Source organism: Mesorhizobium sp. M0047 (genome assembly GCF_040323315.1).
Taxonomy (GTDB): domain Bacteria; phylum Pseudomonadota; class Alphaproteobacteria; order Rhizobiales; family Rhizobiaceae; genus Mesorhizobium.
In genome coordinates, this window is sequence record NZ_JAMYUW010000050.1 from 23,258 (window position 1) to 48,294 (window position 25,037).

General features: G+C 62.3%; 28 protein-coding genes. 11 read left to right on the forward strand and 17 right to left on the reverse strand.

Annotation, left to right across the window (positions count from 1 at the left end):
• Nucleotides 1-46 precede the first annotated feature (46 nt).
• Together NKJ89_RS31140 and NKJ89_RS31145 are read right to left on the reverse strand one after the other, a co-directional pair.
• Nucleotides 47-247: a hypothetical protein gene (locus tag NKJ89_RS31140; protein WP_032907017.1), complete on the reverse strand. Its 201-nt coding sequence runs from the start codon at nucleotides 245-247 to the stop codon at nucleotides 47-49.
• A gap of 170 nt (nucleotides 248-417) precedes the next feature.
• Nucleotides 418-678, reverse strand: a complete 261-nt coding sequence (locus NKJ89_RS31145; protein ID WP_352608257.1) for a hypothetical protein — start codon at nucleotides 676-678, stop codon at nucleotides 418-420.
• A 170-nt stretch (nucleotides 679-848) separates the two neighbouring features.
• Here NKJ89_RS31145 and NKJ89_RS31150 point away from each other — a divergent pair, with 170 nt between their 5' ends.
• Both NKJ89_RS31150 and NKJ89_RS31155 read left to right on the forward strand, forming a co-directional pair.
• Entirely contained in the window at nucleotides 849-1,238 is a 390-nt protein-coding gene (locus NKJ89_RS31150; RefSeq protein ID WP_352608259.1) for a hypothetical protein, read from the forward strand.
• Between the two features lie 64 nt (nucleotides 1,239-1,302).
• Nucleotides 1,303-2,493, forward strand: a complete 1,191-nt coding sequence (locus tag NKJ89_RS31155) for an NADH-quinone oxidoreductase subunit D (protein ID WP_352608261.1) — start codon at nucleotides 1,303-1,305, stop codon at nucleotides 2,491-2,493.
• Nucleotides 2,494-2,520: 27 nt separating this feature from the next.
• Here the strand turns inward: NKJ89_RS31155 and NKJ89_RS31160 are convergent, their stop codons facing one another.
• Genes NKJ89_RS31160 through ehuB form a run of 5 tightly spaced genes read right to left on the reverse strand, consistent with a single transcriptional unit; the run spans nucleotide 2,521 to nucleotide 6,323 of the window.
• Entirely contained in the window at nucleotides 2,521-3,243 is a 723-nt protein-coding gene (locus NKJ89_RS31160) for a GntR family transcriptional regulator (protein ID WP_023757886.1), read from the reverse strand.
• A complete protein-coding gene (gene ehuA / locus NKJ89_RS31165; protein WP_352486724.1) occupies nucleotides 3,240-4,019 on the reverse strand; it encodes an ectoine/hydroxyectoine ABC transporter ATP-binding protein EhuA in 780 nt (259 codons plus the stop codon). Before ehuA ends, NKJ89_RS31160 begins: the two co-directional genes overlap by 4 nt.
• Nucleotides 4,016-4,675, reverse strand: a complete 660-nt coding sequence (gene ehuD / locus NKJ89_RS31170; protein WP_352608263.1) for an ectoine/hydroxyectoine ABC transporter permease subunit EhuD — start codon at nucleotides 4,673-4,675, stop codon at nucleotides 4,016-4,018. Before ehuD ends, ehuA begins: the two co-directional genes overlap by 4 nt.
• Complete coding sequence (ehuC, locus tag NKJ89_RS31175) at nucleotides 4,672-5,400, reverse strand: ectoine/hydroxyectoine ABC transporter permease subunit EhuC (protein ID WP_352608265.1); 729 nt, start codon at nucleotides 5,398-5,400, stop codon at nucleotides 4,672-4,674. Before ehuC ends, ehuD begins: the two co-directional genes overlap by 4 nt.
• 53 nt (nucleotides 5,401-5,453) lie before the next feature.
• Entirely contained in the window at nucleotides 5,454-6,323 is an 870-nt protein-coding gene (gene ehuB / locus NKJ89_RS31180) for an ectoine/hydroxyectoine ABC transporter substrate-binding protein EhuB (protein WP_352608267.1), read from the reverse strand.
• A gap of 227 nt (nucleotides 6,324-6,550) precedes the next feature.
• On the opposite strand from ehuB, the gene NKJ89_RS31185 reads away from it, so the two are divergent.
• The 8 genes from NKJ89_RS31185 (at nucleotide 6,551) to NKJ89_RS31220 (ending at nucleotide 14,728) form a co-directional block, all read left to right on the forward strand.
• On the forward strand, nucleotides 6,551-7,741 hold the full coding sequence (locus tag NKJ89_RS31185; protein WP_352608269.1) for a M24 family metallopeptidase: 1,191 nt from the start codon (nucleotides 6,551-6,553) through the stop codon (nucleotides 7,739-7,741).
• Nucleotides 7,742-7,777: 36 nt separating this feature from the next.
• Complete coding sequence (locus tag NKJ89_RS31190; RefSeq protein WP_352608271.1) at nucleotides 7,778-8,926, forward strand: M24 family metallopeptidase; 1,149 nt, start codon at nucleotides 7,778-7,780, stop codon at nucleotides 8,924-8,926.
• A 10-nt stretch (nucleotides 8,927-8,936) separates the two neighbouring features.
• Nucleotides 8,937-10,193: a sarcosine oxidase subunit beta family protein gene (locus NKJ89_RS31195; RefSeq protein ID WP_352608273.1), complete on the forward strand. Its 1,257-nt coding sequence runs from the start codon at nucleotides 8,937-8,939 to the stop codon at nucleotides 10,191-10,193.
• A 14-nt stretch (nucleotides 10,194-10,207) separates the two neighbouring features.
• Nucleotides 10,208-10,474 carry a sarcosine oxidase subunit delta gene (locus NKJ89_RS31200; protein WP_352608275.1) on the forward strand — a complete coding sequence of 89 codons (267 nt, stop codon included), beginning with the start codon at nucleotides 10,208-10,210 and terminating at the stop codon, nucleotides 10,472-10,474.
• Entirely contained in the window at nucleotides 10,471-13,425 is a 2,955-nt protein-coding gene (locus tag NKJ89_RS31205; protein WP_352608277.1) for a sarcosine oxidase subunit alpha family protein, read from the forward strand. Before NKJ89_RS31200 ends, NKJ89_RS31205 begins: the two co-directional genes overlap by 4 nt.
• Nucleotides 13,418-13,909, forward strand: a complete 492-nt coding sequence (locus NKJ89_RS31210) for a sarcosine oxidase subunit gamma family protein (protein ID WP_352608279.1) — start codon at nucleotides 13,418-13,420, stop codon at nucleotides 13,907-13,909. Before NKJ89_RS31205 ends, NKJ89_RS31210 begins: the two co-directional genes overlap by 8 nt.
• Before the next feature lie 244 nt (nucleotides 13,910-14,153).
• The gene (locus tag NKJ89_RS31215) at nucleotides 14,154-14,459 is read left to right on the forward strand and encodes a DUF1236 domain-containing protein (protein ID WP_352608281.1); all 306 of its coding nucleotides are present in this window, start codon (nucleotides 14,154-14,156) and stop codon (nucleotides 14,457-14,459) included.
• Nucleotides 14,460-14,521: 62 nt separating this feature from the next.
• A complete protein-coding gene (locus NKJ89_RS31220; protein ID WP_023757898.1) occupies nucleotides 14,522-14,728 on the forward strand; it encodes a hypothetical protein in 207 nt (68 codons plus the stop codon).
• A gap of 50 nt (nucleotides 14,729-14,778) precedes the next feature.
• Here the strand turns inward: NKJ89_RS31220 and NKJ89_RS31225 are convergent, their stop codons facing one another.
• On the reverse strand, nucleotides 14,779-15,534 hold the full coding sequence (locus NKJ89_RS31225; protein WP_023757899.1) for an NYN domain-containing protein: 756 nt from the start codon (nucleotides 15,532-15,534) through the stop codon (nucleotides 14,779-14,781).
• Between the two features lie 80 nt (nucleotides 15,535-15,614).
• A complete protein-coding gene (locus NKJ89_RS31230; protein ID WP_352608307.1) occupies nucleotides 15,615-15,812 on the reverse strand; it encodes a hypothetical protein in 198 nt (65 codons plus the stop codon).
• A 244-nt stretch (nucleotides 15,813-16,056) separates the two neighbouring features.
• On the opposite strand from NKJ89_RS31230, the gene NKJ89_RS31235 reads away from it, so the two are divergent.
• Nucleotides 16,057-16,242 carry a hypothetical protein gene (locus tag NKJ89_RS31235; protein WP_023757900.1) on the forward strand — a complete coding sequence of 62 codons (186 nt, stop codon included), beginning with the start codon at nucleotides 16,057-16,059 and terminating at the stop codon, nucleotides 16,240-16,242.
• 36 nt (nucleotides 16,243-16,278) lie between these two features.
• Here NKJ89_RS31235 and NKJ89_RS31240 read toward each other — a convergent pair whose 3' ends face one another.
• The 8 genes from NKJ89_RS31240 to NKJ89_RS31275 all read right to left on the reverse strand — a co-directional run bounded on the left by NKJ89_RS31240 (nucleotide 16,279) and on the right by NKJ89_RS31275 (nucleotide 24,592).
• Nucleotides 16,279-17,028, reverse strand: a complete 750-nt coding sequence (locus NKJ89_RS31240) for a metallophosphoesterase family protein (protein ID WP_352608283.1) — start codon at nucleotides 17,026-17,028, stop codon at nucleotides 16,279-16,281.
• Entirely contained in the window at nucleotides 17,021-17,830 is an 810-nt protein-coding gene (locus NKJ89_RS31245; RefSeq protein ID WP_352608285.1) for a nucleotidyltransferase family protein, read from the reverse strand. Before NKJ89_RS31245 ends, NKJ89_RS31240 begins: the two co-directional genes overlap by 8 nt.
• 388 nt (nucleotides 17,831-18,218) lie before the next feature.
• Nucleotides 18,219-19,091 (reverse strand): aldose 1-epimerase family protein, encoded by an 873-nt coding sequence (locus NKJ89_RS31250; protein ID WP_352608287.1) that lies wholly within the window; start codon nucleotides 19,089-19,091, stop codon nucleotides 18,219-18,221.
• Between the two features lie 107 nt (nucleotides 19,092-19,198).
• Complete coding sequence (locus NKJ89_RS31255; RefSeq protein WP_352608289.1) at nucleotides 19,199-21,526, reverse strand: xanthine dehydrogenase family protein molybdopterin-binding subunit; 2,328 nt, start codon at nucleotides 21,524-21,526, stop codon at nucleotides 19,199-19,201.
• Between the two features lie 79 nt (nucleotides 21,527-21,605).
• Complete coding sequence (locus NKJ89_RS31260) at nucleotides 21,606-22,076, reverse strand: nuclear transport factor 2 family protein (RefSeq protein WP_352608291.1); 471 nt, start codon at nucleotides 22,074-22,076, stop codon at nucleotides 21,606-21,608.
• An 82-nt stretch (nucleotides 22,077-22,158) separates the two neighbouring features.
• Nucleotides 22,159-23,148 (reverse strand): FAD binding domain-containing protein, encoded by a 990-nt coding sequence (locus NKJ89_RS31265; protein ID WP_352608293.1) that lies wholly within the window; start codon nucleotides 23,146-23,148, stop codon nucleotides 22,159-22,161.
• Nucleotides 23,149-23,151: 3 nt separating this feature from the next.
• On the reverse strand, nucleotides 23,152-23,811 hold the full coding sequence (locus tag NKJ89_RS31270) for a 2Fe-2S iron-sulfur cluster-binding protein (protein WP_352608295.1): 660 nt from the start codon (nucleotides 23,809-23,811) through the stop codon (nucleotides 23,152-23,154).
• A 136-nt stretch (nucleotides 23,812-23,947) separates the two neighbouring features.
• Nucleotides 23,948-24,592 (reverse strand): helix-turn-helix domain-containing protein, encoded by a 645-nt coding sequence (locus tag NKJ89_RS31275; RefSeq protein ID WP_352608297.1) that lies wholly within the window; start codon nucleotides 24,590-24,592, stop codon nucleotides 23,948-23,950.
• Between the last annotated feature and the right edge of the window lie 445 nt (nucleotides 24,593-25,037).

Consider the following 25,037-nt stretch of genomic DNA (forward strand, 5'->3'; position numbering starts at 1 on the left):
CAACCTCCAGCTCCAGCAACCGTCCGGACGCTGCTATTGTCGCGTCCTACTTCTTGATAATATTTCCGTCGCGCAAGTCGAATGCTTCGGTGCCGCGAGCCTGGCGATAGAAATCGTCCTGCAATTCACCCCATTCGCCGAGGAAGGCACCGCAATTGCTGCAATAGATTGGCGTCGACTCCTTGGCGTTGTCGGGTATGTCCATCTGGATCGTCCCGCAAGCCTTGCAATCAAGTTTGTCGTCCAATCGGCGTCCCATTTCGCAATGATTGCGCATTTTCACTCAGGAGCCAATTGTCGGTTTCGTACGAAGTGGCGCAGACCGCCCTGTGAGTTCATCAATAGCTGGCGCAGACTTGCTCCCACAGAGAGAAGGAAGTCGTAGAGAATTCAGCTATGGGCGTGAAATTGTCGGCCCTATTCGCGGGAATCAAAAAGGACGGCCAACCCCAACTTCCGCGTCAGGTCGACGATCTCCTCCATCAATTCGTTATCCGTATCCCGCATGTAAGGCGCGTCCCTGCGAATTGCCTCGATCATCGCTTTGACCGAGACGATATCGCCGTATCGCGCGCTTCCAAGCTCCAACGCCAGAAATTCCCTCGCGGTACCGACGGGCCTTATTGCTCCCCTAGCGATACTCATGCGGCTCCTCCCCATGGCCACGTTAGCTTTCATTTTGAGCCTGTCCGAGATGGAGATCAATTGATGGTATGATTCGTACAAAACCCGCTGAGCCGATATGCGACAACAATTGAAATTGGCCCAATGCGGCCGACCCACGGAACCATCATTCGGCATAAAGGTTGTGTCTCCAATCGTCCTGCGGAGAAAGCAAGGGAACGACCATGCGAATGTTGACGATAGTTGCCGCGCTTTCCGGAGCGGTCATCATGCAGCCTCTCTACGGGCAAACCATCGCCCCGCCGGGTCCACAGATGACACCGATGGAACCCCAGCCCGAGCCGATACCGCCCCGGCAAGGGGCTCCTGCTGAGAATTTCACCGATGTCGCCATCGTAGCCGTCGAGGACCTACCTGCGGAAATCAAGGCACAGGCGGAAGCCGTGATTACCCAGACCAGTGCGCAAGATCTGCTGCGTCTGCAGAACTCCATCGATGCATCGCCTCAGGCAACATTGGCGCTGAGGGCCAACGGGCTCAACTCTTCACAGGTCGTGGCCGCCAACATCGATGGTGATGGCACTTTGACGCTGATCATCCAAACGACAACTTGATCGGCCGTCCGAACATACGGCTACGCCGTGAAGCAACGAAACGCAGATGTCGCGGAGAGCCGCCATGGCCGAAGCCGCTGTTCGCAACTTCACCATCAATTTCGGACCGCAGCATCCGTCGGCCCACGGGGTCCTGCGGTTGGTGCTGGAACTGGATGGTGAGATCGTCGACCGAGCCGATCCGCATATCGGCCTGCTCCATCGCGGCACGGAAAAGCTCATAGAGTACAAGAACTATCTGCAGGCCCTGCCCTATTTCGACCGGCTAGACTATGTCGCACCGATGAATCAGGAGCATGCCTTCTGCCTCGCCGCCGAGAAATTGCTCGAAATATCAGTGCCAAGGCGCGGGCAACTTATCCGTGTCCTCTTTTGCGAAATCGGCCGGCTTCTGTCGCATCTCCTCAATGTCACGACCCAGGCCATGGACATCGGCGCACTGACCCCGCCGCTTTGGGGTTTCGCAGAGCGTGAGAAGTTGATGGTCTTCTACGAGCGCGCCTCGGGCGCCCGTATGCATGCGAATTATTTCAGGATCGGCGGCGTGCACCAGGACCTGCCTTCCGAGCTTCTCGATGATATCTGGAATTTCTGCGACCCGTTCCTGAAGGTCTGCGACAATCTCGACGACCTGCTCACCAACAGCCGCATTTTTAAGCAACGCAATGTCGATGTCGGCGCGATTGGGCTCGATGACGCCTGGGCGTGGGGCTTCTCCGGCGTGATGGTGCGCGGATCGGGAGCGGCATGGGACCTGCGCAAGGCACAGCCATACGAATGTTATCCCGAGATGGATTTCGACATACCGGTCGGAAAGAATGGAGACTGTTATGATCGGTACCTGGTTCGGATGGAGGAAATGCGCCAGTCGGTCCGGATCATGAGGCAATGCCTGGAAAAGTTGCGCTCGCCGCAAGGCCAGGGGCCGGTGGCGATCCCCAATCACAAGATCACGCCGCCGCCACGTGCCAAAATGAAGCGTTCGATGGAAGCAACCATCCAGCATTTCAAACTCTATTCGGAAGGGCATCGTGTGCCCGCCGGCGAGGTCTATGCGGCGGTCGAGGCTCCGAAGGGCGAATTCGGCGTCTATCTGGTTTCGAACGGAAGTAACGTTCCCTATCGATGCAAGATACGCGCGCCTTCCTTCGCCCATCTGCAGGCGATGGATTTCCTGTCCCGAGGGCACATGATCGCCGATGTCGCCGCAATCATCGGCTCACTTGATATCGTGTTCGGCGAGATCGACCGCTGACCGGTGCGCAAATCACATGCCCGCAGATCACATGCCATTGTCGAAATCGGTGGCCTCATCGGCGTGACGCATCATGCGGCGAAAGCTCATTGAGATGTGGGCGCGCCTGATGTGGCCGATCGACTCCCAGTCTCCGATCTCCGCAGCGGCAAGGACTTCCTCCATCTCCCGGCGGAAGGCGGTGAATTCTTCGACAAGGCCCAATTGCGGCATCATCTTCAGGACGACCCGCGCGACTTGAAAATACAGGCGCTCGCTGATCTCGCGCAGCGGCTGGTTGCCGGTCATCGCGGTGAGTTCGTAGAAGAAATCCATGTTAAGGCGCAAGAAAGCGCGCTGATCGGGGTTGAGGATATCGGAGTCACAGCGTGCGATAAGCGCCCTTATCCGATCGAGATCTTCCGGCTTGCGCGGGATCGGCGACAGCTTGCCGACCAGAAGCGCCAGCTCCAGCCTCAGATGATAGACCTGCTGGAGTTCCTCGATATCGACGTCCGTGACGATCGTGCCGACGCCATGGACGGATTGAACAAGACCTTCGGATTCGAGGCGCGCCAGCACGCGCCGAACCGGCGTCCGGCTGATCTCGAATTCCTGGGCGAGTTCTTCCTCGGAGAGATGGCTTCCCGGAGCATAGTCCAGCAGGCAGATGCGGTCGCGCAAGATCCGGTAGATGCGCTCGAACCGCTCCCGGGCCGAGAGCGGGCGCGGGGTCACGGCTGTGGGCGCGGCATCCGTTTCAAGCGTCATCCAGCCTCCAGGACAGCATGCAGAAACTGCCGTGTCCGCTCATTTTTGGGCGCCCCGAACAGTTCGTTTGGCGGCCCCTGCTCACAAATCTTGCCTTGGTAGAAGAAGCAAACGCGATCGGAAAACTCCTTGGCGAAGCCCATCTGATGGGTCACCATCAGCATGGTCAGATCATGCTCGCGCCCGATCTGCCTTATCACCTGCAGCACTTCGCCGACAAGCTCCGGGTCGAGCGCCGACGTCACCTCGTCGAACAGCATGATCTTGGGTCGCATGGCCAGTGCCCTGGCGATAGCGACGCGTTGCTGCTGGCCACCGGACAGCTGCGACGGGTAATGATCCTTCTTCTGAGCCAGCCCCACCAGTTCCAGCAATTCGGCCGCTCGCGCCTCTGCATCCGCGCGTTTCATGCCAAGCACCGTCATCGGCGCCTCGATGCAGTTGGCCATCGCCGTCATGTGCGGGAAGAGGTTGAAGGATTGGAACACCATGCCGATCTTCGCCCTGATGCGGCGAATATGCGCAAGGTCGGCGGGAACGAGCATGCCGTTCTTCTTCATGTGGGTCAGCGGCTCGCCTTCGACCCAGATGACGCCGTCGTTGATCGTTTCCAGCGTCATCAGCATTCGCAGCACCGTCGTCTTGCCGGAGCCGGAAGGGCCAATGATGGAAACCTTTTCACCGCGCGCGATTTCAAGATTGAGCCCGTCGAGGACGGTCAGTGAGCCATAGCGTTTCGACACATTGTCAAAACGGACCATCGGTTGTTCCGTCATCGCGTGGCCCTCTGGTTGAGCATGCGTTCGAGAGTCCGGATCAGCGCGGCTGAAACCAGGCTCATGGCAAGGAAGAACAGGCCGACCAGCGTGATCGGCTCGGTGTAGCGAAATGTTTCCGAGCCGATGATCTTGGCCGTCTGCATCAGCTCCATCACGGCGATCGCGGAAAGCAAGGGCGTCTCCTTGAACAAGGCGACGAGATAGTTGCCCAGTGCTGGAACGATCGGTGGAATCGCCTGCGGGATGATGATGTCGCGAAACGTCGTCCAGGCCGACAGATTGAGCGCGATCGAGGCTTCCCACTGACCGCGATGGATGTTGTCGAAACCGGCGCGATAGACCTCGGAACAATAGGCGGCGTAGTGGATGCCGATGGCAAGCACGCCGGCGGTGAATGCGTCGAGCACGAGGCCGAATTTCGGGAAGACGAAGTAGATAAAAAATATCTGGATGAGCAGTGGGGTCGAGCGGATCAGTTCAACCAGAACCGAAATCGTCCAGCCGGTCCGCGGTACGGCGATCCGCACGACCGCCAGCACCAGGCCCAGTGTGGCGGCAAGCACGAAGCCGATCAGCGTCGCTTCGACCGAGACGATCGCCGCGTGCGCCAGCACCGGCAGGATTTCGAGGGTGAAATTCCAGTCCCAGATCATGCTGCCTTCCCCCGCGCCAGACCAGCCGACGCCCGCCTTTCGAGCAGCCGCATGCCGATGGTGAGGACCAGCGACATGACGAGATACATCAGCAGGACGAGGGTGAAGATTGGAAGGGTCTTGAACGTATTCTGGTTCATCTGCTGCGCCTTGAAGGCGAGATCCGAGAGCGTGATCAGCGAGACCAGGGACGTCGATTTGAGAAGCTCGATGAACAGATTGCCCCAGGGCGGTATCATTGCCACAAAGGCCTGCGGCAGGATCACGCGCCGCAGCATCTGGGCACGGCTCATATTCAACGCCGTGCATCCCTCCCACTGGCCGCGAGCGACAGACAGGATCGCGCCGCGTACGACCTCTGATCCGTAGGCGCCGACGTTCAGCCCGAGCGCCAGGACGGCGACCGGGAATGGGTCGAGCGAAACGCCGAATTGCGGCAGTACGAAAAACAGCCAGAACAGTTGCACCAGCGCCGAAGTGCCGCGGAATATCTCGACATAGACCGTGGCCAGCCATCTGAGCGGCGCCGGACCATAAAGCCGGGCGAGCGCGGCAAGCACACCCATGATGACCGCGAGCAGGCTGCCAAGGATGGCGATCTCGACCGTCAAGGCCGCGCCCTGCAGCAAGCCAGGTAGAAACAGGCTGTAGGCCTGCTGTGTCGCCAGGATGCCGATGACCGCGAGTGCAATCGCCAGCATCGCTACAAGCGTGCCAATTCCCATCTGCCTCTCCGAAAAAAGGGGCGGCACCTTCGCGCCGCCCAGCAGTTGGGACTTTATTTCCCGGCGCAGAGCTCGGCGGTGGTCTTGTTCGGCAGGTAGTCCTTGCCAAAGCCGAGCGGTTCGACCAGCGCTATATGCTCCGGCGAGCCAAGGAATTTCTTCAGTTCGGCGTTGAATGCCTGCTGCAGATCGGTATCTTCCTTGCGAAAGCCGAAGCCACCGTGGCCCTTCACCGACTTGCCGGCAACTTCGCCGAATGGCTTCGTCGATTCCACGCCGTCGGCCTTCTTGGCCATGTCGGCGATCGATAGGGCGGTAAGCGCGGCAGCGTCCGCGCGGCCGGACTGGACGGCTGCGACGAGGCTGGACTGATCCGGCAAAGCGACGATCTGACCTGCGCCGACCCCGGCGTCCTTGGCATAGCCCCCTTCGACGGCGCCAGCCATCACGGCGAGCTTGAGGTCCGGATTGCCCTTGATGCTGGAATAGTCCTTGACGCCCTTCGGATTGCCTTTTGCCACCAGCATGGCCTGGCCGATGCCATAGGACGGTTCGGAGAAATTGATCTCGGCGCAACGCTTCGGGTTGATGAACATGCCGGCGGCGATGATGTCGAAGCGCCCGGCCTTCAGACCCGGAATGAGCGAGCCGAATTCGGTCAGCACGCCGTCGACCTGCTTGATGCCCATCTTGGCGAGCACCGCCTTGGCGACTTCGGGCGCCTCGCCAGTCAACTTACCATCTGGCGTGGCATAGCCGAACGGCGCCTCATTGGCGAAGCCGACGCGGATATAGCCGTCCTTCTTGGCCCGCTCCAGGGTGGTTTCCGCATGAGCGGGCAGCGATGTCAATGAAGTCGCTGCGAGCGCCAGGCAGGCCGCCGCCTTCACGACGATACGGCGTGAGATCGATGATTTGAACATGCTTTTCTCCCATTGAACAACTGATGATGGTTCCCAGCGTCGCGGCCTTCTTCGAGGTTGAAACGCGCTTGACCAGACGTATACAACTGCCCTAGACATTGTGCAAGCCAAGACGCAGAAACCTTTGAAAATTAGACAGCAGAATGACACGTAGCCATCAAGTTGTGCACAATTTAAGCGATTTTCCCATCCAAGGGCGGATCATATCCAGAAGGCTGGACATCCAGGTGACGAGCGCGAACCATTTCGGGGCATTTACGCAGGCGGAATATGCGCAGCGCCTGGCTGGCGTGAAGGCACGCATGGAACAGGCCGGCTTCGACCTCATCGTCTGTCAGGATCCCGCCAACATGTGCTGGCTGACCGGCTATGACGGATGGTCGTTTTATGTTCCGCAGTGCGTGCTCGTCCATCTGGAGGAGGACCGGCCGATCTGGTTCGGCAGGGCTCAAGATGCCCGCAGCGCGCGCCTGACCACTGGCCTACCGGAGAAAAACATCGTGCCGTTCTCGGAACGGCTGGTGCAGCAGCCCGTCGAACATCCCTATGACGAGCTCGCCCAGCTGATCCGCTCGCGCGGCTGGGGAACCGCTCGCGTCGGTGTCGAGATGGACGCGCATTACTACACCGCGCGCTGCCACGCCCATCTCACCCAAGGATTGCCCGACGCGCACTTCGCCAACAACCACGACCTCGTCAATTGGGCGCGGCTGGTCAAATCCGAAGCCGAACTGGCGCTGATCCGCGAGGCCGGCGCGATCTGCACGCATGCCATGAACCGCGCCATCGACAAGATGCGGCCCGGCGTGCCCCAGAACCACGTCATCGCCGAAATCTATCACGCGCAGATCATGGGCGTGCCCGGAGCGGGCGGCGACTATGCCGCGATCTGTCCGCTGATGCCCGTTGGCGAGGGCACCAGCACGCCGCATCTAACCTGGTCCGACGCGCCGCTGCCGGACAGCGGGCTTGCGATCCTGGAGATTGCCGGCGTGCGCCGCCGCTATCACGCGGCACTAACGCGCACCGTGCATTTCGGCAAGCCGCCGGCGGCTATCCTCGATATCGCCAGGGCAATCGTCGAGGGCGTCGACGCCGGTCTCGAAAAGGCCCGACCTGGCAACACCGCAGAAGAAGTTGAAGCGGCGTGGCAGGCTGTTTTGCGCAAGAACGGGCTGAAGAAGGAAAGCCGCGTCGGCTATCCGGTCGGGCTGGCATATCCGCCCGATTGGGGCGAACGCACAGCAAGTCTTCGCCCCGGCGACACCACCGAGATGCAATCCGGAATGTGCTTCCACTTCATGGCCGGCGTTTGGCTCGACGATTTCGGCATCGCCATCTCGGAATCCTTCGTGGTCACGGATCGCGGCGGCGAACGCCTCTGCGATGTGGCGCGCGAACTTATCGTCATCGACTGACAACCGGCGCAAGAACTGGCAATTCGAGGATATCCAATGGACCGCAATCCCTTTTCCGAAGCCGAAATCGCCGGCCGCCTTGCAAGGATCCGCATGGCACTGGCCGAGCGCGAACTCGACGCGGCCGTCTTCGCCTCGCCGGAGAACGTCTTCTATCTCACCGGCCTCGATCACTGGGGCTATTTTGCCCCTCACCTGCTGATCGTCCCGCTCGAGGGTAAGCCGGTTCTGGTTACCCGTTCGATGGAAAGGGTGACGATCGAAAAGCAGGTGACGGCAGCGGCGTTCCGTGGCCACTCCGACAGTGAAACGGCGGCGGATCTTGCGGCGCGGGTGCTGGCGGAACTCGGCCTGTCCGGTAAGCGGATCGGCCTCGAGTACTGGACGGCGGGCCTCAGCCACGGGCTTGCCGTGGCGCTCCAGGCGCAGGTGGATGCCAAATGGAGCGACGTCTCCGGTCTGGTCGACAGGATGCGACGGGTGAAGAGCGCCGAGGAACAGGCCCTGATGCGGCAGGCTGCCAGGGTGACCGACGCTGCCGCCGGGGCCGCGATCGCGGCGATCTCGGACGGCGCCACCGAGCAAGAGGTCGCCGCCCAATGTGTTTCGGCGATGATCCGCGCCGGTGGCCATGCGCCGGGCTTCGGCCCGTTCATCCGCCCGGCCGCGCGGCTTGGCGAGGAGCATACGACCTGGGGCGACGGCATTTATCGCAAGGGTGAGCCGGTCTTCGTCGAACTGTCCGGCTGCATCTCGCGCTACCACGCGCCGCTCGGCCGGCTCGTTCGCATCGGCCACATCAGCGACGAAGACGCCGCAATGGCTGAAGTGACCGCCAAGGCATTCGACGCGGTGGTCAGGGCGCTGCGCCCCGCGGCCAAGGCGCGCGATGTCTACGCCGCCTGGCAGGCCGTCGCCGACGAGGCCGGCCTTGCCCACTATCGCCGCCATCACTGCGGCTATCTTGTCGGTGCCGGCCAGCCGCCATCATGGACAGGCGGCAATTCGGTGACCGGGCTCCGGCATGATTCCGATCTCGAGATCGAGACCGGGATGAGCTTCCACATCCTGTCGTGGCTGATGGGCACCGGTCGTGGCGATGACTTCGTCTCCAATACCGTGCTGTTGACCGATGAGGGTGCCGAAGTGCTGACCCGCACGCCGACCGGCCCGATTGTTCGATAGGCCCGCACACATGGCGCACTACTCGGCATTCTCGATTTTCCGCAATGCGCTGTCTGGCCAGAAGAACTGGCAGCGCGCCTGGCGGGCGGCGGAGCCCAAATCGTCTTACGATGTGATCGTCATCGGCGGCGGCGGCCACGGCCTCGCCGCAGCGTTCTACCTCGCCGAGAACCACGGTATTCGCAATGTCGCCGTGCTTGAGAAAGGCTACATCGGCGGTGGCAATGTCGGCCGCAACACCACCGTTATCCGCTCCAACTACCTGCTCGACGGCAACACCCAGTTCTACGAATTCTCGATGAAGCTCTGGGAAGGCATGTCGCGGGCGCTGAACTTCAACGTCATGTTTTCGCAGCGCGGCCAGCTCGTCACCGCGCATTCGGCCGATCAGCTCGACGGCTTCGGCCACCGCGCCAACATCATGCGGCTGAATGGCATCGACGCCGACATCCTCGATCGAGACGACGTGCGCCGCCTGGTGCCTTATCTCGATTTTTCCGACACAGCCCGCTTTCCGATCCATGGCGCCATCTTCCAGGGTCGCGCGGGCACGGCGCGGCACGACGCCGTCGCCTGGGGCTATGCGCGCGCCGCCGATGGCCATGGCGTAGACATCATCCAGAACTGCGAGGTGACGGGCTTCATTCGCGATGGCGAACGGATCGTCGGCGTCGAAACGACGAAAGGCCGGATCGGCGCCGCCAAGGTCGGGCTTGCCGTCGCCGGCCATACGTCCGTGCTCGGCGCCAAGGCCGGCCTTGAACTGCCGATCGAAAGCCATGTCCTGCAGGCGTTCGTCACCGAACCGCTGAAGCCGCTGGTCGACCATGTCGTCGCCTACGGCGCCGATCATTTCTATGTCAGCCAGTCGGATAAGGGCGGGCTGGTCTTTGGCGGCAATCTCGACGGCTACAATTCCTACGCCCAGCGTGGCAATCTCGGCGTCGTGCGCGAAGTGGCGGAGGCGGCGATCGCCTTGATGCCGTGCATATCGCGCATCCGTCTGCTCCGGCATTGGGGCGGCGTGATGGACATGACGCCGGACGCCAGTCCGATCATCTGCCCGACGCCGATCGACGGCCTCTATCTCAACGGTGGCTGGTGCTATGGCGGCTTCAAGGCGACGCCGGCTTCCGGCTGGTGCTTCGCCCACACGATCGCCACCGGCAAGCCGCATCCCTTGATCGCGGCCTACGGGCTCGACCGTTTCCGGACTGGCCATACGCTGGACGAAGCCGGCGCCGGCCCCTCCGCCTGGCTGCAATAGGAGGCGGGAAGAAAATGCTGCGCATCGAATGCCCCTGCTGCGGTCCGCGTGACCATGACGAGTTCCGCTATGGCGGCGATGCTTCCGTCAGGCGTCCGCCCCATGATGACCCCGATCCGGAGGCCTGGTACGCCTATGTCTATGTCCGGAAAAACCCTGCAGGGCTCCACCGCGAGTTCTGGCAGCACGTGATCGGCTGCCGCCAGTGGCTGGTGGTCGAGCGCGACACGCGCAACCACGTCGTTTCTTCCGTCACCTTCGCCAGGACATCGCGAGCATGAACGCCCAAAACAAGCGGTTACCTGGCGGTGGTCGCATCGACCGCTCTTATCCCGTCGAATTCAGCTTCGACGGCCAAAAGATCGCCGGATATCGTGGTGACACGCTCGCATCCGCGCTGCTTGCCAACGGCGTCACCCTGGTTGGACGCAGCTTCAAATATCATCGTCCGCGCGGCATTCTTTCCGCCGGGCCGGAGGAGCCGAACGCACTGGTCACGCTCGGGACAGCGGGCAGGCGCGAGCCGAACCTGCCGGCAACGACGCTGGAACTAGGCGAAGGCATGGCTGCGGAAAGCCAGAATCGCTGGCCGTCGCTGGCCTTCGACGTGCAAAGCGTCAATGGCCTGTTCGCGCCGTTTCTTTCTGCCGGCTTCTACTACAAGACCTTCATGGGTCCGACGCGGCGCGCCTGGAAGGTCTACGAACACTTCATCCGCAAGGCGGCCGGCCTCGGCAGAGCCGGTACCGAACCGGATCCAGATCGCTACGAGGTTCGTCATGCCTTTGCCGATGTCGCAATTGTCGGTGGTGGTCCGGCCGGATTGTCGGCGGCGCGGGCTGCGGCCGCCGCCGGCGCGCGAGTAGTGCTGATCGAACAGGATTTCCTGCTTGGCGGCCAGCTTCTGGCGGAACGGTCGGACGGCGCGGCTGCTTCATGGTTGAACCAGATCGAAGCCGAACTGAAAAGCTTCGACACCGTCACGCTGATGAAGCGGACCAGCGCTTTCGGCGTCTATGACGGCAATGTCATAGGCCTGGTCGAACAACGCGACCAAGTCGGCCCGCCGCGAACCGGCGAAGCTCGGCAAACAGTCACGTTGCTTCGCGCCCGCTCGATCGTTTTCGCAACCGGCGCCATCGAGCGTCCAATGGTGTTTGCGAACAACGACCGGCCCGGCGTCATGCTTGCCTCGGCCGCCCGGACCTACCTCAACCGCTTCGCCGTTCTGCCGGGCAGGAAAGTCATCGTCACTGCTGTCAATGACGGCGCCTGGCGCACTGCCTTTGACTATGCTGCAGCCGGCGCAGAGGTAACGGTTGCCGATCTGCGCGCCGCACCGCCAACGGCGCTTGTCGCGGAAGCCGCACGCATCGGCGTCACGGTGCGGACCGCAACGCGCATTGTCGACCTGCATGGCGGCCGTGCCGTCAGGGGCGCGACGCTCGCCGGACCGTACGGCCAGTCCGAGGCCGCCTGCGATCTGGTCTGCGTGTCCGGCGGCTGGTCGCCGACCGTGCACCTCACTTCGCATCTGGGCGTCAAGCCTCAATATCGCGAAGACATCGACGGCTTCGTGCCAGGCGCCTTTCCAGCCGACCGTTTCGGCGCCGGCGCAATGATGGCAAACTATGCGACCGCCGATGCTATCGAGGGCGGTCATCGTGCCGGCGTTGAAGCTGCATCCTTCTGTGGCAAGTCGGCGCCTATATCAGCTCCTTCAAAGCTCGATCTGGGCGAGACCACTACGACCATGCTTCGCGAAATCCCGTCCGCCCAAGGCGGAAAAGCCTTTGTCGATTTCCAGATGGACGTGACGACAAAGGACGTCGAACTCGCCCATCGCGAAGGCTATGAAGCGGTTGAGCACCTGAAACGCTACACGACGCTCGGCATGGGCACCGACCAGGGCAAGACCAGTAATTTCCTGGCCCTCTCGGCTATGGCCGCCCTGCGTGGCGCAACGGTTCCCGAGACCGGCACCACGACCTTCCGCCCACCCTTCACGCCGGTCGCCATCGGTGCCCTTGCAGGCCGCACCACCGGCCATCATTTCAAGCCATTCCGCCGCACGCCGATGCACGACTGGCATCTGGCGAACGGCGCCGACATGCTGGAAGTCGGCCTCTGGATGCGGCCCTGGTTTTACAAGCAGTCCGGAGCCGATGTGAATGAAGCCTACGTCGCCGAAATGCGAAACGTGCGACAGGCCGCTGGTCTGATGGACATCTCCACCCTCGGCAAGATCGACGTCCAGGGTCCGGACGCCGCCATGTTCCTCGACCGGGTCTACGCCAACGGCTTCGCCAAGCTGCAAGTCGGCCGTGCCCGCTACGGCGTAATGCTGCGCGACGACGGCATTGTCTTCGACGACGGTACCACGACGCGGCTGGCGGAAAGCCGGTTCTTCATGACCACGTCGACGGCCAAGGCCGCCGACGTGCTGTCGCGGCTGGAATTCCTGCTCGATACCGCATGGCCGGAACTGCGCGTCGCCGTCACCTCGGTGAGCGATGAATGGGCGGCGATGTCGGTCGCCGGACCGAAGAGCCGTGCGATCCTGGCGGCGGCGTTTCCGTCGCTCGATGTTTCCAACGAGGCGCTGCCGCACATGGGGTTGCTCGAAAGCCAATGGGAAGGCCGCGCACTGCGCATCCTGCGCCTCAGCTATTCCGGCGAGCGGGCCTATGAAATCTATGTCGGCGCAACTGCCGGTGAACGGCTCTGGAGCCGCTTGCTCGAAGCCGGCAGGCCGTTCGACCTGAAGCCCTACGGCGTCGAGGCGCTTGGTGCGCTGCGTGTCGAGAAAGGCCATGTCGCGGGGCCCGAAATCGATGGGCGCACGACGCTCGACGATCTCGGCCTTGGCCGTATCGTCGGCAAGCGCAGCGGCTTTGTCGGCGATGTGCTGCGGCGGCGCCCGGCCCTGCTGGCACCTGACCGGCAACGACTGGTCGGTCTGGAATGCATCGAGGGCGGAAAGCGCCTGCGCGGTGGCGCCATCCTGTTCCTGCCAGGCGAGAAAGCTCACGGCCACGGACGCGGGCGCGTCACCTCCGTCACCTTCAGCCCCGAACGCGGCCACTATGTCGGGCTGGCACTGCTTGCCGGCGATGTCGCGACGGAGGGAAGCGAGGTCGTGGCCGTCTATCCCATGAAAGCCGAAACGGTGCGTGCCCGCATCGTCTCGCCGGTATTCCTCGATCCGCAAGGAGAACGGCTGCATGGCTAGCCCGAATCTCAGCCTGTCCGTGGCCGATTGCCCGCTCATCCAGGTCGAAGCATGGGACGAAACACTGAGACAATTCGAATCAAGCCTCTCGGCGGCGCTCGGCACGAGATTTCCCGCCTCGGTCGGAGAGACGGTTCGTCACAAGAACCTTCTTGTCATTCGCATTGCACCGCGCCGTCTCTGGCTGGCGCTCGACGACGGGACGCAAGCGCCGTCCCTTGCCATCGATCCGGATCTCGGCTGTTCGGTTTGCCTTGGCGAGGGCCGCGTGCGTTTCAGCCTAGCGGGGGCCGACATCGCGAGCGTTCTCTCAACCTGCATAGCCGTCGACTGGCACGCGCCGACCACCGCTCCGGGCCGGGCCGTGCAGACTTCCTTCCACCATGTGCCGGTACTCTTGCTTCGCACCGGCGAGACCTCGTGCGATTTCGTCGCGCCGCGAAGCTTCGCCCGCAGCCTCCAAGATTGGCTCGCTGACAGCTAGCCTGAATACCGCCCCAGAATCCCATTGTGCGAATCCGACGCCGCCGCGCCGTTTGGTCACGCGAATTTCACGCGTCACAGAGCGATTCATGGCGGCTGCTGATCGGCCGCTACGGTACCTCAACAGCACGATCAATTAGTCGTCGCTCACGGAACAAGGGGTCTCGGTGAACGTTAGAAAGACGGATTCGCCGTTTGCGAAGCAGTGAAAGGCGGATCTCCCCTTCCAGGAATAGGAGAAGACGATGAGAAGTCATCTGATTCCTGCCGCCACCGGGCTTATTCTGCTCGCCGGCATCGGCGTGGCCGCCGCGGACGAGGTGATTGTCACGCCCGAACAGCAGACGGTCATCCGCGAATATGTGCACAAGCATCCGCTGGCATCGATCAATCTTCTTGGGGTGGAACTCAGTGTCGGTTCCGCTTTGCCCGATACGGTCGAACTTCGGTCGATCGATGTTCCCGATGTCAAATACAAATATGTCGTCGTCGGCAATCACACAGTGCTGGTCGACCCGGGCACACGCAAGATTGTGAAGGTTATTGACTGACGGCAAGCCCGCCGTTCCTCGCGACAGCAGGCGTGCCGTCTGATAGGAAAGGAGCCAGTTCAATGTTGCCGCATGTTGAGACGTGCGATGTGGCCGCCGCTGTCGACGAACTGCTGAACGAGCGATGCAACGCGTTGCTATCGATGAAGGCAGCAATCGCCGCGCTGCGGGAACGCACGGGGACGGAGCGGTCGGACGCGGATCTGGAAGGACTGATCACCAAGAAGGCGGCGCTCTTCGGCGTCGCGGTGCTGTCCGACAGGGACTGAAGGCGAAAGCGCTCCCAGCATGATCGAGAGGCCTTTACGTCGACACCCGCTCATCGGCGAGCTTTCGACCTTGCCTGCCTGGCTGCCGCCGGCTTAATGCGGATTCGCAACGATCCACCTTCGGGATGGTCGATCTCGAAAGAATTCGTTTTCCGCACGAGATCACTTAGTTTCCGGAACCCAAAGGTCCGCGGATCAAAGTCCGACGCCAGGTTGGCGAGTTGAGTGCCGACAGCACCGAGTGGGACCCAACCGTCCTCGCTCTCCATCTGCGCGATGACTTTCGAAATGATTGGCGTAGCGGCGCTGGGAGACTGAAGCGGGTTTGTGGCCCGGCTTGTGTCCTCACTATTTGTCTGCGTCGTTGCAAGCAGGTTCTCCGTGTAGACGAATTTGCGGCAAGCCTGGCGAAAACTCTCCGGGGTCTTCTGTTCGCCGAAGCCAAATACATCGATCCCCTGCTCGCGGATACGTGCCGCGAGACGAGTGAAATCGCTGTCCGACGAAACCAGGCAGAAACCGTCGAAGCGGCCGCTGTGAAGCAGGTCCATTGCATCGATCACCAGGGTGATGTCCGACGCATTCTTCCCCGTCGTGTAGGCAAACTGTTGTTGTGGGATGATGGCATGCTTCGAGAGGATGTCGGCCCAGCCTTTGGAGCGGACGCCGGAGAAGTCGCCGTAAATGCGGCGGACACTTGCCTCGCCGAGCTTGGCGATCTCTTCGAACAGGCCATCAGCGATCTTGGACGACGCGTTGTCGGCATCAATAAGAACAGCGAGACGAGGAGAACGGATCTCAGGCATTGAATTTCCCCTTGGAAGAATCAGCCGAGCTTTGAAGCGTCACCACGGCTGCGTGCCTCGTCTTGCTTCTTTTCGGGCTCCTAGACGCCGAGTACGAGACGAACGCGGTTGTCGTCAATTGTCCGCTTGCTTCGACTTGCGGTCTCGCGCTTGCGAACAGATGTCGCCTGGACTGGAGGCTCTTCATTCTCGTCCGGATTGGGCAGCGGAGTTTCGTCCGGCAGCCCTTCGGGTTCAGGCTCCTCGATCGGCTCAGGCTTCCACGTCGGAGCCGGCATGGGTACATCGCGATTTGGATCGGGTTCTCTTGGCTGGGGCATCGAGGTCATCTCCGTTCAGCCTGGACAACTCATCCACCACGCCATGGTTCCTGGCTAAACCCCTTACCGCTCTGATCATTGCGCAGTGGAATCGCACATGCTGGTGGTCGCGACGAGGCCTTGGCCTTCGGGTTTTGCATATCTTTCGGAACCGGTCCGATTCTCAAGCCGTTGTCTTGGAAAGACAGCGAGGAGAACCGCCATGAAGGACAAGGCAGCAGATTTCGAAAACACCTTGCCGCAGGTTGCCATCGACGATCTCCAGGTGCGGCAGCTTGCCGTCGCAACCGATTTGCCCTCCAAGCAAGCCCGCGAACTGGTGCGTCGCCACGGCAACGACCCCAAGAAGCTGGAAGAGCTGGCGAAGTCGATCAACGCAGCGAATTGAACGATTGAACCTGGTCAGGCTGCATGCCGACGCGCATCAGATGTCGAGCAAGGCATAGGGACGGCCGCTCGGCTTGGCCACATGCATGGCGACGTTGTAGACCTTGGCTCCGCCAGGCGTTTGACCTTTGTAGGAGCCGCGATGAGCATGGCCATGCACGACGGCGCTGACCTGGAACCGATCGATCGTTTCCGCCAGACGTGAGGAGCCTAGAAACGGGAATATCTCCGGCGGCTCTCCTGCAACGGTCTCCACGACCGGCGCGTAGTGAAGGACCACGATCGTGCGTTTCGCGCGGACCTGCCGCATCGCATTTTCGAGCCGCATTGCTTCGCTGACGCTTTCCGCGACCATCGCTTTGATCGCCGGTTCGCCGAAGGAGCCAAGCATGCGCGACCCGAAACCGCCTACGAACCCCTTCACACCGACAAAACCGACCTCCCCAATTTCGATCGCCTGCCCGTCGAGGAGGTGAACGTCCGCCTGGCGCAGGATCTTGGTGACATCTTCTGCCGCATCGGACTCATAGTCATGATTACCGAGCACGGCCACCACCGGGATCGAGCAGTTGCGCAGATCCTCGGCGAGGAGCTCCGCTTCACTGGGCTTACCGAGATTGGTGAGATCGCCCGCGAGTACGAGGACATCGGCTTCGCGCGATATCTCGCCGAAAAGATCGCGATAAGAGGCATGGCCATCTTCCCTGACATGCAGGTCGCCTAGCGCGGCAATCTTGAGCATGCGTTTGCCGTCCGCCGGCGTGGCCTTCCTGTTGCGATCAGCCATCGCGAAATTCTCCCGCGCCGCCGACGCCGGCAAAGCCCCATTCCTTGACATCGATTTCGTAGTCGACTTGCGAAAGCAGGCGCCCGCGGCAGATCTTCATTCTAGGAGACGGCAATTGTCGCTGCTTGGCGAGGCGGTCCAGCAATTCATCGAGCAGCCAGGCCGGAACATGATCGCGCTCGCTCGGATAGATCCATCTGAAATTGAGCAGGTGCATCAGCAGCACCTCCCAGTGAACCTCCAGATAGGAAAGCAGCCTGTGCCAGTCGATCTGGTCATGCGCCTTGAGAATCGTATGAGCGATGTCGGCTCCGTCGTGACGCCCCCTGTCCTGGATGAAGCATTTGGACCAGACGAGTTCGGTCGGCCCGATAATTCTCACCCGGTTGCCCAGCAACTCGGTCTGCCGGGCGTGTTCCAGCCACAGATCGCCAACAGGCATCATGCCATTGGCGGAGCCGAAAATGACATCGAAGAAATGTGTGCCCTTGAACACTTTTCCAAGCCACCGATCGTCTTCGATTTCGACCGCATATCCAAGCTGTTTGAAATGGGCGAGGATGCGCGCATAGTCGCCCGCCTTACAGAAGATATCGAGATCCTTGGTCTGGCGGGTGACGCCCGTATAGGCGCTTAAGGCGTATGTTCCAGCGACAAGAAAAGGAATGTCCGTGCCGGTGAGTTCGCGGATCGCCTCCGAATAGAACACCTCCGCCTCGGTGTTGTTGAGTGTCGGCGCGGCCTTTGCATCAATCGTGGGAAGCGTAACCAGAACGTTTTCAGGTGAACGATCATTGGTCATGATATGATGACTCCAATCCGACGGCCCACGACCGCCCGCTGGAGTAACAACGTGAACCGCACCCGGTTCCCCCGGCGGGACAGGTGAGTGGATTCGTTCTCGTCCTGTCGGCCTGACCGCCGCGCGCCTCCTGGTCAATGTGAACGGGTTCCTTCGCAGCCTTCGCCGGTGCGTTGGCTGACGGAGCATCAAACGAAAAACCCGCCTGTAAGGCGGGTCACTGGCGCGAATCAGCACCATAGGCAAACTTGTACCATAGCTGAGGTCACGGAATCAAGAAAAAATTCCTATCGGTGAAAAGCTGCCGGCGCAAAAGCTGCCAACACCGCCGAACTGGGGCTGTCGTCAGGCATTGGGCACCGCCGGTGTGGCTGGATCTGCCGGCACGTCACAGCAGCCGTATCTGATAGCTCAGCACGCGCTTCCCACCGGGCGCGATCCGCATCAGTCCCGGCTTGTCGACAAAATCGCCGTCGAAGTCCACCGGGCTTGCTATGCCGTGCCAGGGTTCGATGCACAGGAACGGCGCGCCACTCGGCTTTGACCAGATGCCCAACTCCTGAACCCCTTGCCACGACATCTCTATCGCCGGACCACGCTCGGAGGCGTAGCGCACGCTGGTGCTGGCAGGCCGATCGAGAATGACCGCGTCCTCGTCGAACAGCCGTTCGGAGAGCTTGAGGATATTGCCCTCGACAGGCGTCGGCTGCGGCGTCGGCAACAGCAAACCGTCCTTCAGCCGGCGGATCGGCGCACCCTCGTCCTCGGCAAAGGCCAGCTGGTAATCCGTCTTGGCCAGCTCCGGCAGCAATGGCCAATTGAATGCCGGGTGCGCCCCAATCGACGCCGGAAGCGGCTCGTCGCCGGTGTTGGTGATGTCGAAGGTCACGCCGAGCTGCCGGCGGTCCAGCGTGTAGGTCACCGCCAGGCGAAAGGCGAATGGGTAGTGTGCGCGGGTATCGGCGTCGTCGGTGAGAACCAGCGTGCAGGACCCTGGCCGCCTCTGCGCCCAGGCAAACGGCTTGTCGCGCGCGAACCCATGCTGCGTCATCGGATAGGTTCGGCCGCGATGGCGCAACTGGTCGCCCTTGAGCCGCCCGACGATCGGGAACAGCACCGGCGAGTGACGCCGCCATTCCGGGCCGGCCTGCCATAGAAACTCTGTGCCGTCGGCATCGCGCAGAGAGACCAGTTCGGCGCCCTGCCCGACGACAGTCGCCGAGATGCCGTCGCCGTGAAGCGTCTGGCTATCCTGTTCCATATGTCCTCGATGTCCTCGCGGTTTGCTGGCGGGACAGTCAGGTTAGCAAAAGCCTTCGCGGACTCAAGGGCGAGCGTGTTGGCGCCTTCGTCCTGGTGCTTGCCGGATCAGATGGCGGTCAAGGGCAAGCCAGGCAGCACCTTGTCAAGGGTGATCGGAAATTCGCGCACCCTGACGCCGGTGGCGTTGTAGACGGCGTTGGCGACAGCAGCCCCCGCCCCGCAGACGCCAAGTTCGCCTAATCCCTTGGCGCCGAGTGGATTGGCCTTGTCATCGTGTTCCTCGAGGAAGACGACCTCCATCGCGCCGATATCGGCATTGACCGGGACGTGATACTCGGCAAGGTCGTGGTTGACGAAGTGGCCGTGGTGCCGATCGAGCACCGTCTCCTCCATCAGCGCGGCGCCGATGCCCCAGCTCATGCCGCCGATGATTTGTGAGCGCGCGGTTTTCGGGTTGAGGATGCGGCCGGCGCCAATCACTGCCAGAAAGCGACGCATCCGGATTTCGCCTGTATCGCAATCGACCGCGACCTCGGCGAAATGGGCGCCGTGTGAGTGCTGGGAATAGGCCTTGTAGGTTTCGGTGGCATTGGCGGCGGCAACTGAGCCTTCGGCCACGAACCCGTCCGGGGCAATATCGCGAATGAGATCGCTCAGCCTTGCCGAACGCTCGCCGATCCTGACTTCGCCGTGGGCGAAGTTCGCCTCGCTGACATTGACGCCACGGAACGGCGAAGCTTCGCTCGACCGCGCCACTTCCAGGATCCGCTGCTTGAGGATGCTGCACGCCTGATGCAGCGCGGAACCCGAACTCGTCGCACCCCAGGAGCCGCCGGAGCCGGCGGTGCGCGGGAAAAGGCTGTCGCCAAGCTCCACCTTGACAGATGAGAGCGGCAAGCCAAGGTTTTGCGCGGCGATCTGAGTCAAGATCGTATAGGTGCCGGTGCCGATATCTGTCATGTCGAGCCGTGCCGTGACCTGGCCGTCCCGGTCGATCGCGACCCGCGCCGTCGTCGCGCCGATATAGTTCGGACGGATCGCCGCCGCCATGCCGTAGCCAATGAGCTTGCGGCCGTCCCGGGTACGGCCGGGCACCGGATCCCGCCCCTGCCAGCCGAAACGACGCGCACCCTCCTCCATGCAGGCCACGAGGTTGCGGGTCGAAAACGGCACACCGCGCTCCGGATCCTGTGTCGGCTCGTTGCGGATCCTGAGTTCGATCGGATCCAGTCTGAGACGCTCGGCAAGTTCGTCCATGGCGCATTCGAAGGCTAGCATGCCCGGCGCTTCGCCGGGCGAGCGCATCCATTCGCCGCGATTGATGTCGAGTCGAACCAAGCGATGGCGGGTAAGGCGGTTCGGCGCCGCGTAGAGCGAGCGGGCAAAGGCTGCCGTCTGCTCGCAATACTCCTCGAAGCTCGACGTCGCCGACCAGACGTCATGCGAGATCCCGGTGAGCCGTCCGTCGCTATCCGCACCGAAGCGCAGCTGATGGATCATCTCGGCGCGGTGGCCGGTGTTGGCGAACATCTGCTGGCGCGTAAGCGCGATCTTCACCGGACGCTGCAAGACCCGCGCTGCAAGCGCTGCCAGCACCGTGTCGGCATGGATAATCAACTTGGAACCGAAGCCTCCGCCGACGAAGGGGCTGACGATGCGCACGCGCTCCGGCGGCATGCCGAGCGTGGTGGCAATGCCTGCCCTGTAATTCGCAAGCGTTTGCGCCGATGTGTGGATCGTCAACTCGTCTCCTGACCAGACGGCGATCGTCGCATGCGGTTCCATTGGGTTATGGTGCTCGAAGGGCGTCCGATAAGTCGCATCGACCTTGACCGGAGCTTGTGCGAAGGCGCTCTCGAAGTCGCCGACAACGCTGTCCGTCGCCAGGCCGGCATTTGTTCGCCTGGGTGCATAGGCATCGCTGAGATGCGCTTGTAGATCGTAGGTGCCCACCTCCTCTTCGTAGCGCACCTTGATGAGTCCCGCAGCGGCGCGCGCCGCCTCGAACGTCTCCGCGACGACCAGCGCCACCGGCTCGTCATAGTAGCGTACGCGGTCACTGTTGAGCGCCGGTCGGGCGCGCGTGAAAACCTCCGGTACGGTCGGTGTCACCGCCGGGCCAAAATCCGGTTGTGGCGGAGCATTTCGGTGCGTCATGACGCCGACTACGCCCGGTGCCCTTTCGGCGTCCGAGATATCGATCTCCGCGATGCGACCTTTGGCGATGGCAGCGCCGAGGACATAGCCATAAGCTACGCCGTCGATTGGATGTTCATAGGCGTATGTCGCGCGGCCCGTCACCTTGAACGGCCCGTCGATGCGGTCGACGGGACGACCGATGAATTCGACATGAGGGGAAGATTTCACCGTTGAACGGGAAACAAAGCCGGTCGAATCGGCGGACTGTCCGCGAAGCGTCGTGGTCTTGTGCATGGGCTCACCTGGAATGTTTAGCTCTCGGAAACTCACATAGCCGCAGCACGGCTCTTTGTGATCGCCGCGCAGCTGCTGTTCACGTAGCAATATCGCCGAAATACTCTCGAAACTCGATCAGCCGCCCCGTCGGGCCGGCCCGCATGAAAAGCGCGTGCAGGCCCGTATAGGGCCCGCCGCCGATCGTCCCACTCCCGCGATCGCAAATGATGATCCAATCGGAGGCGAAGAGCTTAAGATCAACGATCGATTCCGTGATCCTGTTACCCTGCGCTTTATGTGCGGCGGTCCACGCTGCGAGCGCGCGCTTGCCGTTCGGCGGTTCGTGTCTACCCCGTTGCTCACCAACCGGAAATTGGAAGGTCATCGTCTCGTCGCAACGATCGAGGAAAGCCGACCAGTCGCCGGAAGCCCAGCCGCCAAAGAAGGCTTCCACGGCCGCTTCAAGTTCGCGACGAAGCTCAATATCTGACGTGGCGCCCCAAGCGGCGGCGGGGGAGACGAGAAGGCCGCCACCGGCGGCTGTAACGGCGCGTCGTGTGAGTTTCATGTCGATCTCCCTGCCACCGGCCCGTCGACTGCGGGACAAACATCTAGGAACGGCCCTTCGGGGCCATCGTCTCTGCGTGACCTTACGCGCGCTCGACCGCGGCTGCGGCAAGCGTGTGCCGCAGCGTCCGTTTGGCCAGCGGGATCTTGAAATCATTGTCGCCATGCCCGACTGCCTCGGCCAGCGCGGCTTCGGCTGCTTCGGTAAAAGCGCTATCGGACGCCACCGAGCCGGCGAGCGTTTGCTCAGCCGCGGTCGCGCGCCAGGGCTTGGCCGCGACCCCGCCCATGGCGATGCGGGCACTGCGTATGCGATCGCCACTTTTCTCGACGACCGCCGCCACCGACACCAGCGCGAAAGCATAGGAGGCGCGGTCGCGCACCTTGCGGTAGAGTTGCCGACCGGGCGGAGGAGGCGGCAAGGTGACCGCGGTGATCATCTCCCCATGACCGAGCGTGGTCTCCACGTCGGGCGTTGTCCCGGGCAGGCGATGAAGATCGCCGATCGGAATGGTGCGAGCTTCGCCAACTGGCGACAAGGTCTCGATCCTGGCGTCGAGCCCGACCATGGCAACCGCCATGTCGGAGGGATGAACCGCAATGCAGGCTTCGTTTGCACCGAGGATCGCATGCATGCGATTGAAGCCTTGCAGCGCGGCACAACCGGAACCCGGCTCGCGTTTGTTGCACGGCATGTTGCGGTCGTAGAAATAGAAGCAGCGCGTGCGCTGCAGGAGATTGCCGGCGGTCGATGCCTTGTTGCGGATCTGACCGGAAGCTCCCGCCAGCAGCGCTTGCGAGAGCATCGGGTATTGCGACCTCACCCGCGGCTCGGCGGCAAGATCGCTGTTGCGGACCTGCGCGCCGATGCGCAGGCCGCCCTCCTCCGTTTCCTCGATCCGGTCGAGCGGCAGGCGGCTGACGTCGACGAGATGCGCCGGCCGCTCGATATCGAGCTTCATCAGGTCGAGGAGATTGGTGCCGCCGCTGATGAATTTGGCATCCGGCCGATTGGCAACCGCGGCGGCCGCCTCTTCCGCCCTCCCGGCGCGCTCATAAGTGAAAGCCCGCATCTCTCACGCCTCCCCTGCCGCGTCGCGGATGGCGGCGACGATGTTCGGATAGGCAGCACAACGGCAGATATTGCCGCTCATCCGTTCGCGGATCTCGGCATCGTCGAGCGCGACCGAGGCTGCCGCCACTTCGTCGCTGGCATGGCTCGGCCAACCCTCCCTGGCCTCGCCCAGCATGCCAACCGCAGAGCAGATCTGGCCGGGCGTGCAATATCCGCACTGGAAGCCGTCGCGTGCAATGAAGGCGGCCTGAACGGGATGAAGCCGGTCGCCGTCGGCGAGCCCTTCGACAGTGGTGATCTCGTCGCCCTCATGCATGACAGCGAGCGTCAGGCAAGAATTGATCCGACGCCCGTTGACGAGGACGGTGCAGGCGCCGCACTGGCCGTGATCACAGCCTTTTTTCGAACCGTTAAGGCCGAGATGATTGCGGAACGTGTCGAGCAGCGTTGTCCGCGGATCGAGCTCGACGGCAAAGTCCCTGGCGTTGATGCGCAGCGACACCGGCATCGTTGGTCCCGGCGTGGTGGATGCGGCTGCGACGGCGGGCTCCATTTGCTGGGCTTCAACCGGTAGCCCGGTTGCCAGCAGCAGACCGGTCGCGGCCCCTCCCTCCAGCACCGCTCGACGTGTCGGTCCGTTCCTGTTGTCCGTCTCAGCCATGCGTGATCTCCCGGGCGCAGTGATAAGGGGTCGACAGCGACCCCGGCCCGACAGCGGGCGCGTCGGGTGCGCTCATTGACGCTTATGGACGTGGTCCGGCAGGCTCGGCATTTCTTTCAGGAAATCGGCGGAACTATCAGGATTCCGGAGAAAACTGCACCCGGTAGGCCCGAGGAGTCAGGCCTCTGAGGCGCCGGAACGTCGCGGTGAAGTGGCTCTGGCTCGAGAAGCCGAAGCGAAAGGCAATGGTGCTGATGGATGACCCGGTTTCACGCAGAACGACCTCCGCCCGCCGGACCCGTTCCTCGATCACATAGGCGTAGGGTGCAAGACCGGTCGTCGCCTTGAAGCGGCGCGCAAACGTGTCGACTCCCATCTCTGCGACAGCCGCCAGCTCGCGCAGCGAAATATCGGAGTTGATACGTGCCTCGATGTATTCCCGGATGCGGGCAAACGTGCGGCGGCTGAGACGGCCGTAACGCGGGGCCGGGAGCTGCTTGCCGGCCAGCATCGCCACGCGCATGCTGACGAGCGCAGCCAGATGCTCGACATAGCCGGTGTCCGGCCTGTGACCGAGCGCCATCTCGACCCGGAGCGAACTCAAAAGCGTTGCGATGACACTATCGCTCCTGTTCACCAGGATCGGCGTATCCGCAAGCCTTTCGCTTCCTGGAAATTCGGGATCGATCCACAGGGCCGAATAGGAAAGATTGACATCCCGATAGATGCCGAGCCGCTCCGCGCCGGCGGGGACGAAGGTGAGGTCTCCCGGACGATCCATCCCGTCGTAGACGGACTTTTCCCCGGAGCGGATCGATGTATGCGATGTCCCGCCTTCCTCAGTCAGTACGATCAGATGGTGGGGAGCTGTCCAGCGGAGCTCTGCGTCCCGGCACACCCAGCGCCGATTGTCGAAAACGACCGAAGAGTCGACCCAGGCTGCCGTTTGCAGGGCTTCCGACTTCTCCTCCCGGCTCCGAATCCGTCCGTGACCAAGCAAGGGTCTGAATGACATCGCGATATTTTACTGATCCACTTTTGAGCAACAGAACGCTCGGTTTGGAATTATTCGCCTGGCCTCCGATGGGAAGATGATCAGCACGGAAGCCGGGGGGCGGGGGGGGGGGGGGGGGGGGGGGGGGCGGGGCGGGGGGGGGGGCGAGGGGGGCGGGGGGGGGGTAGAGGGGGGGGGGGGTTTGGTGTGTGGTTGAATGAGGGGGGAGCGG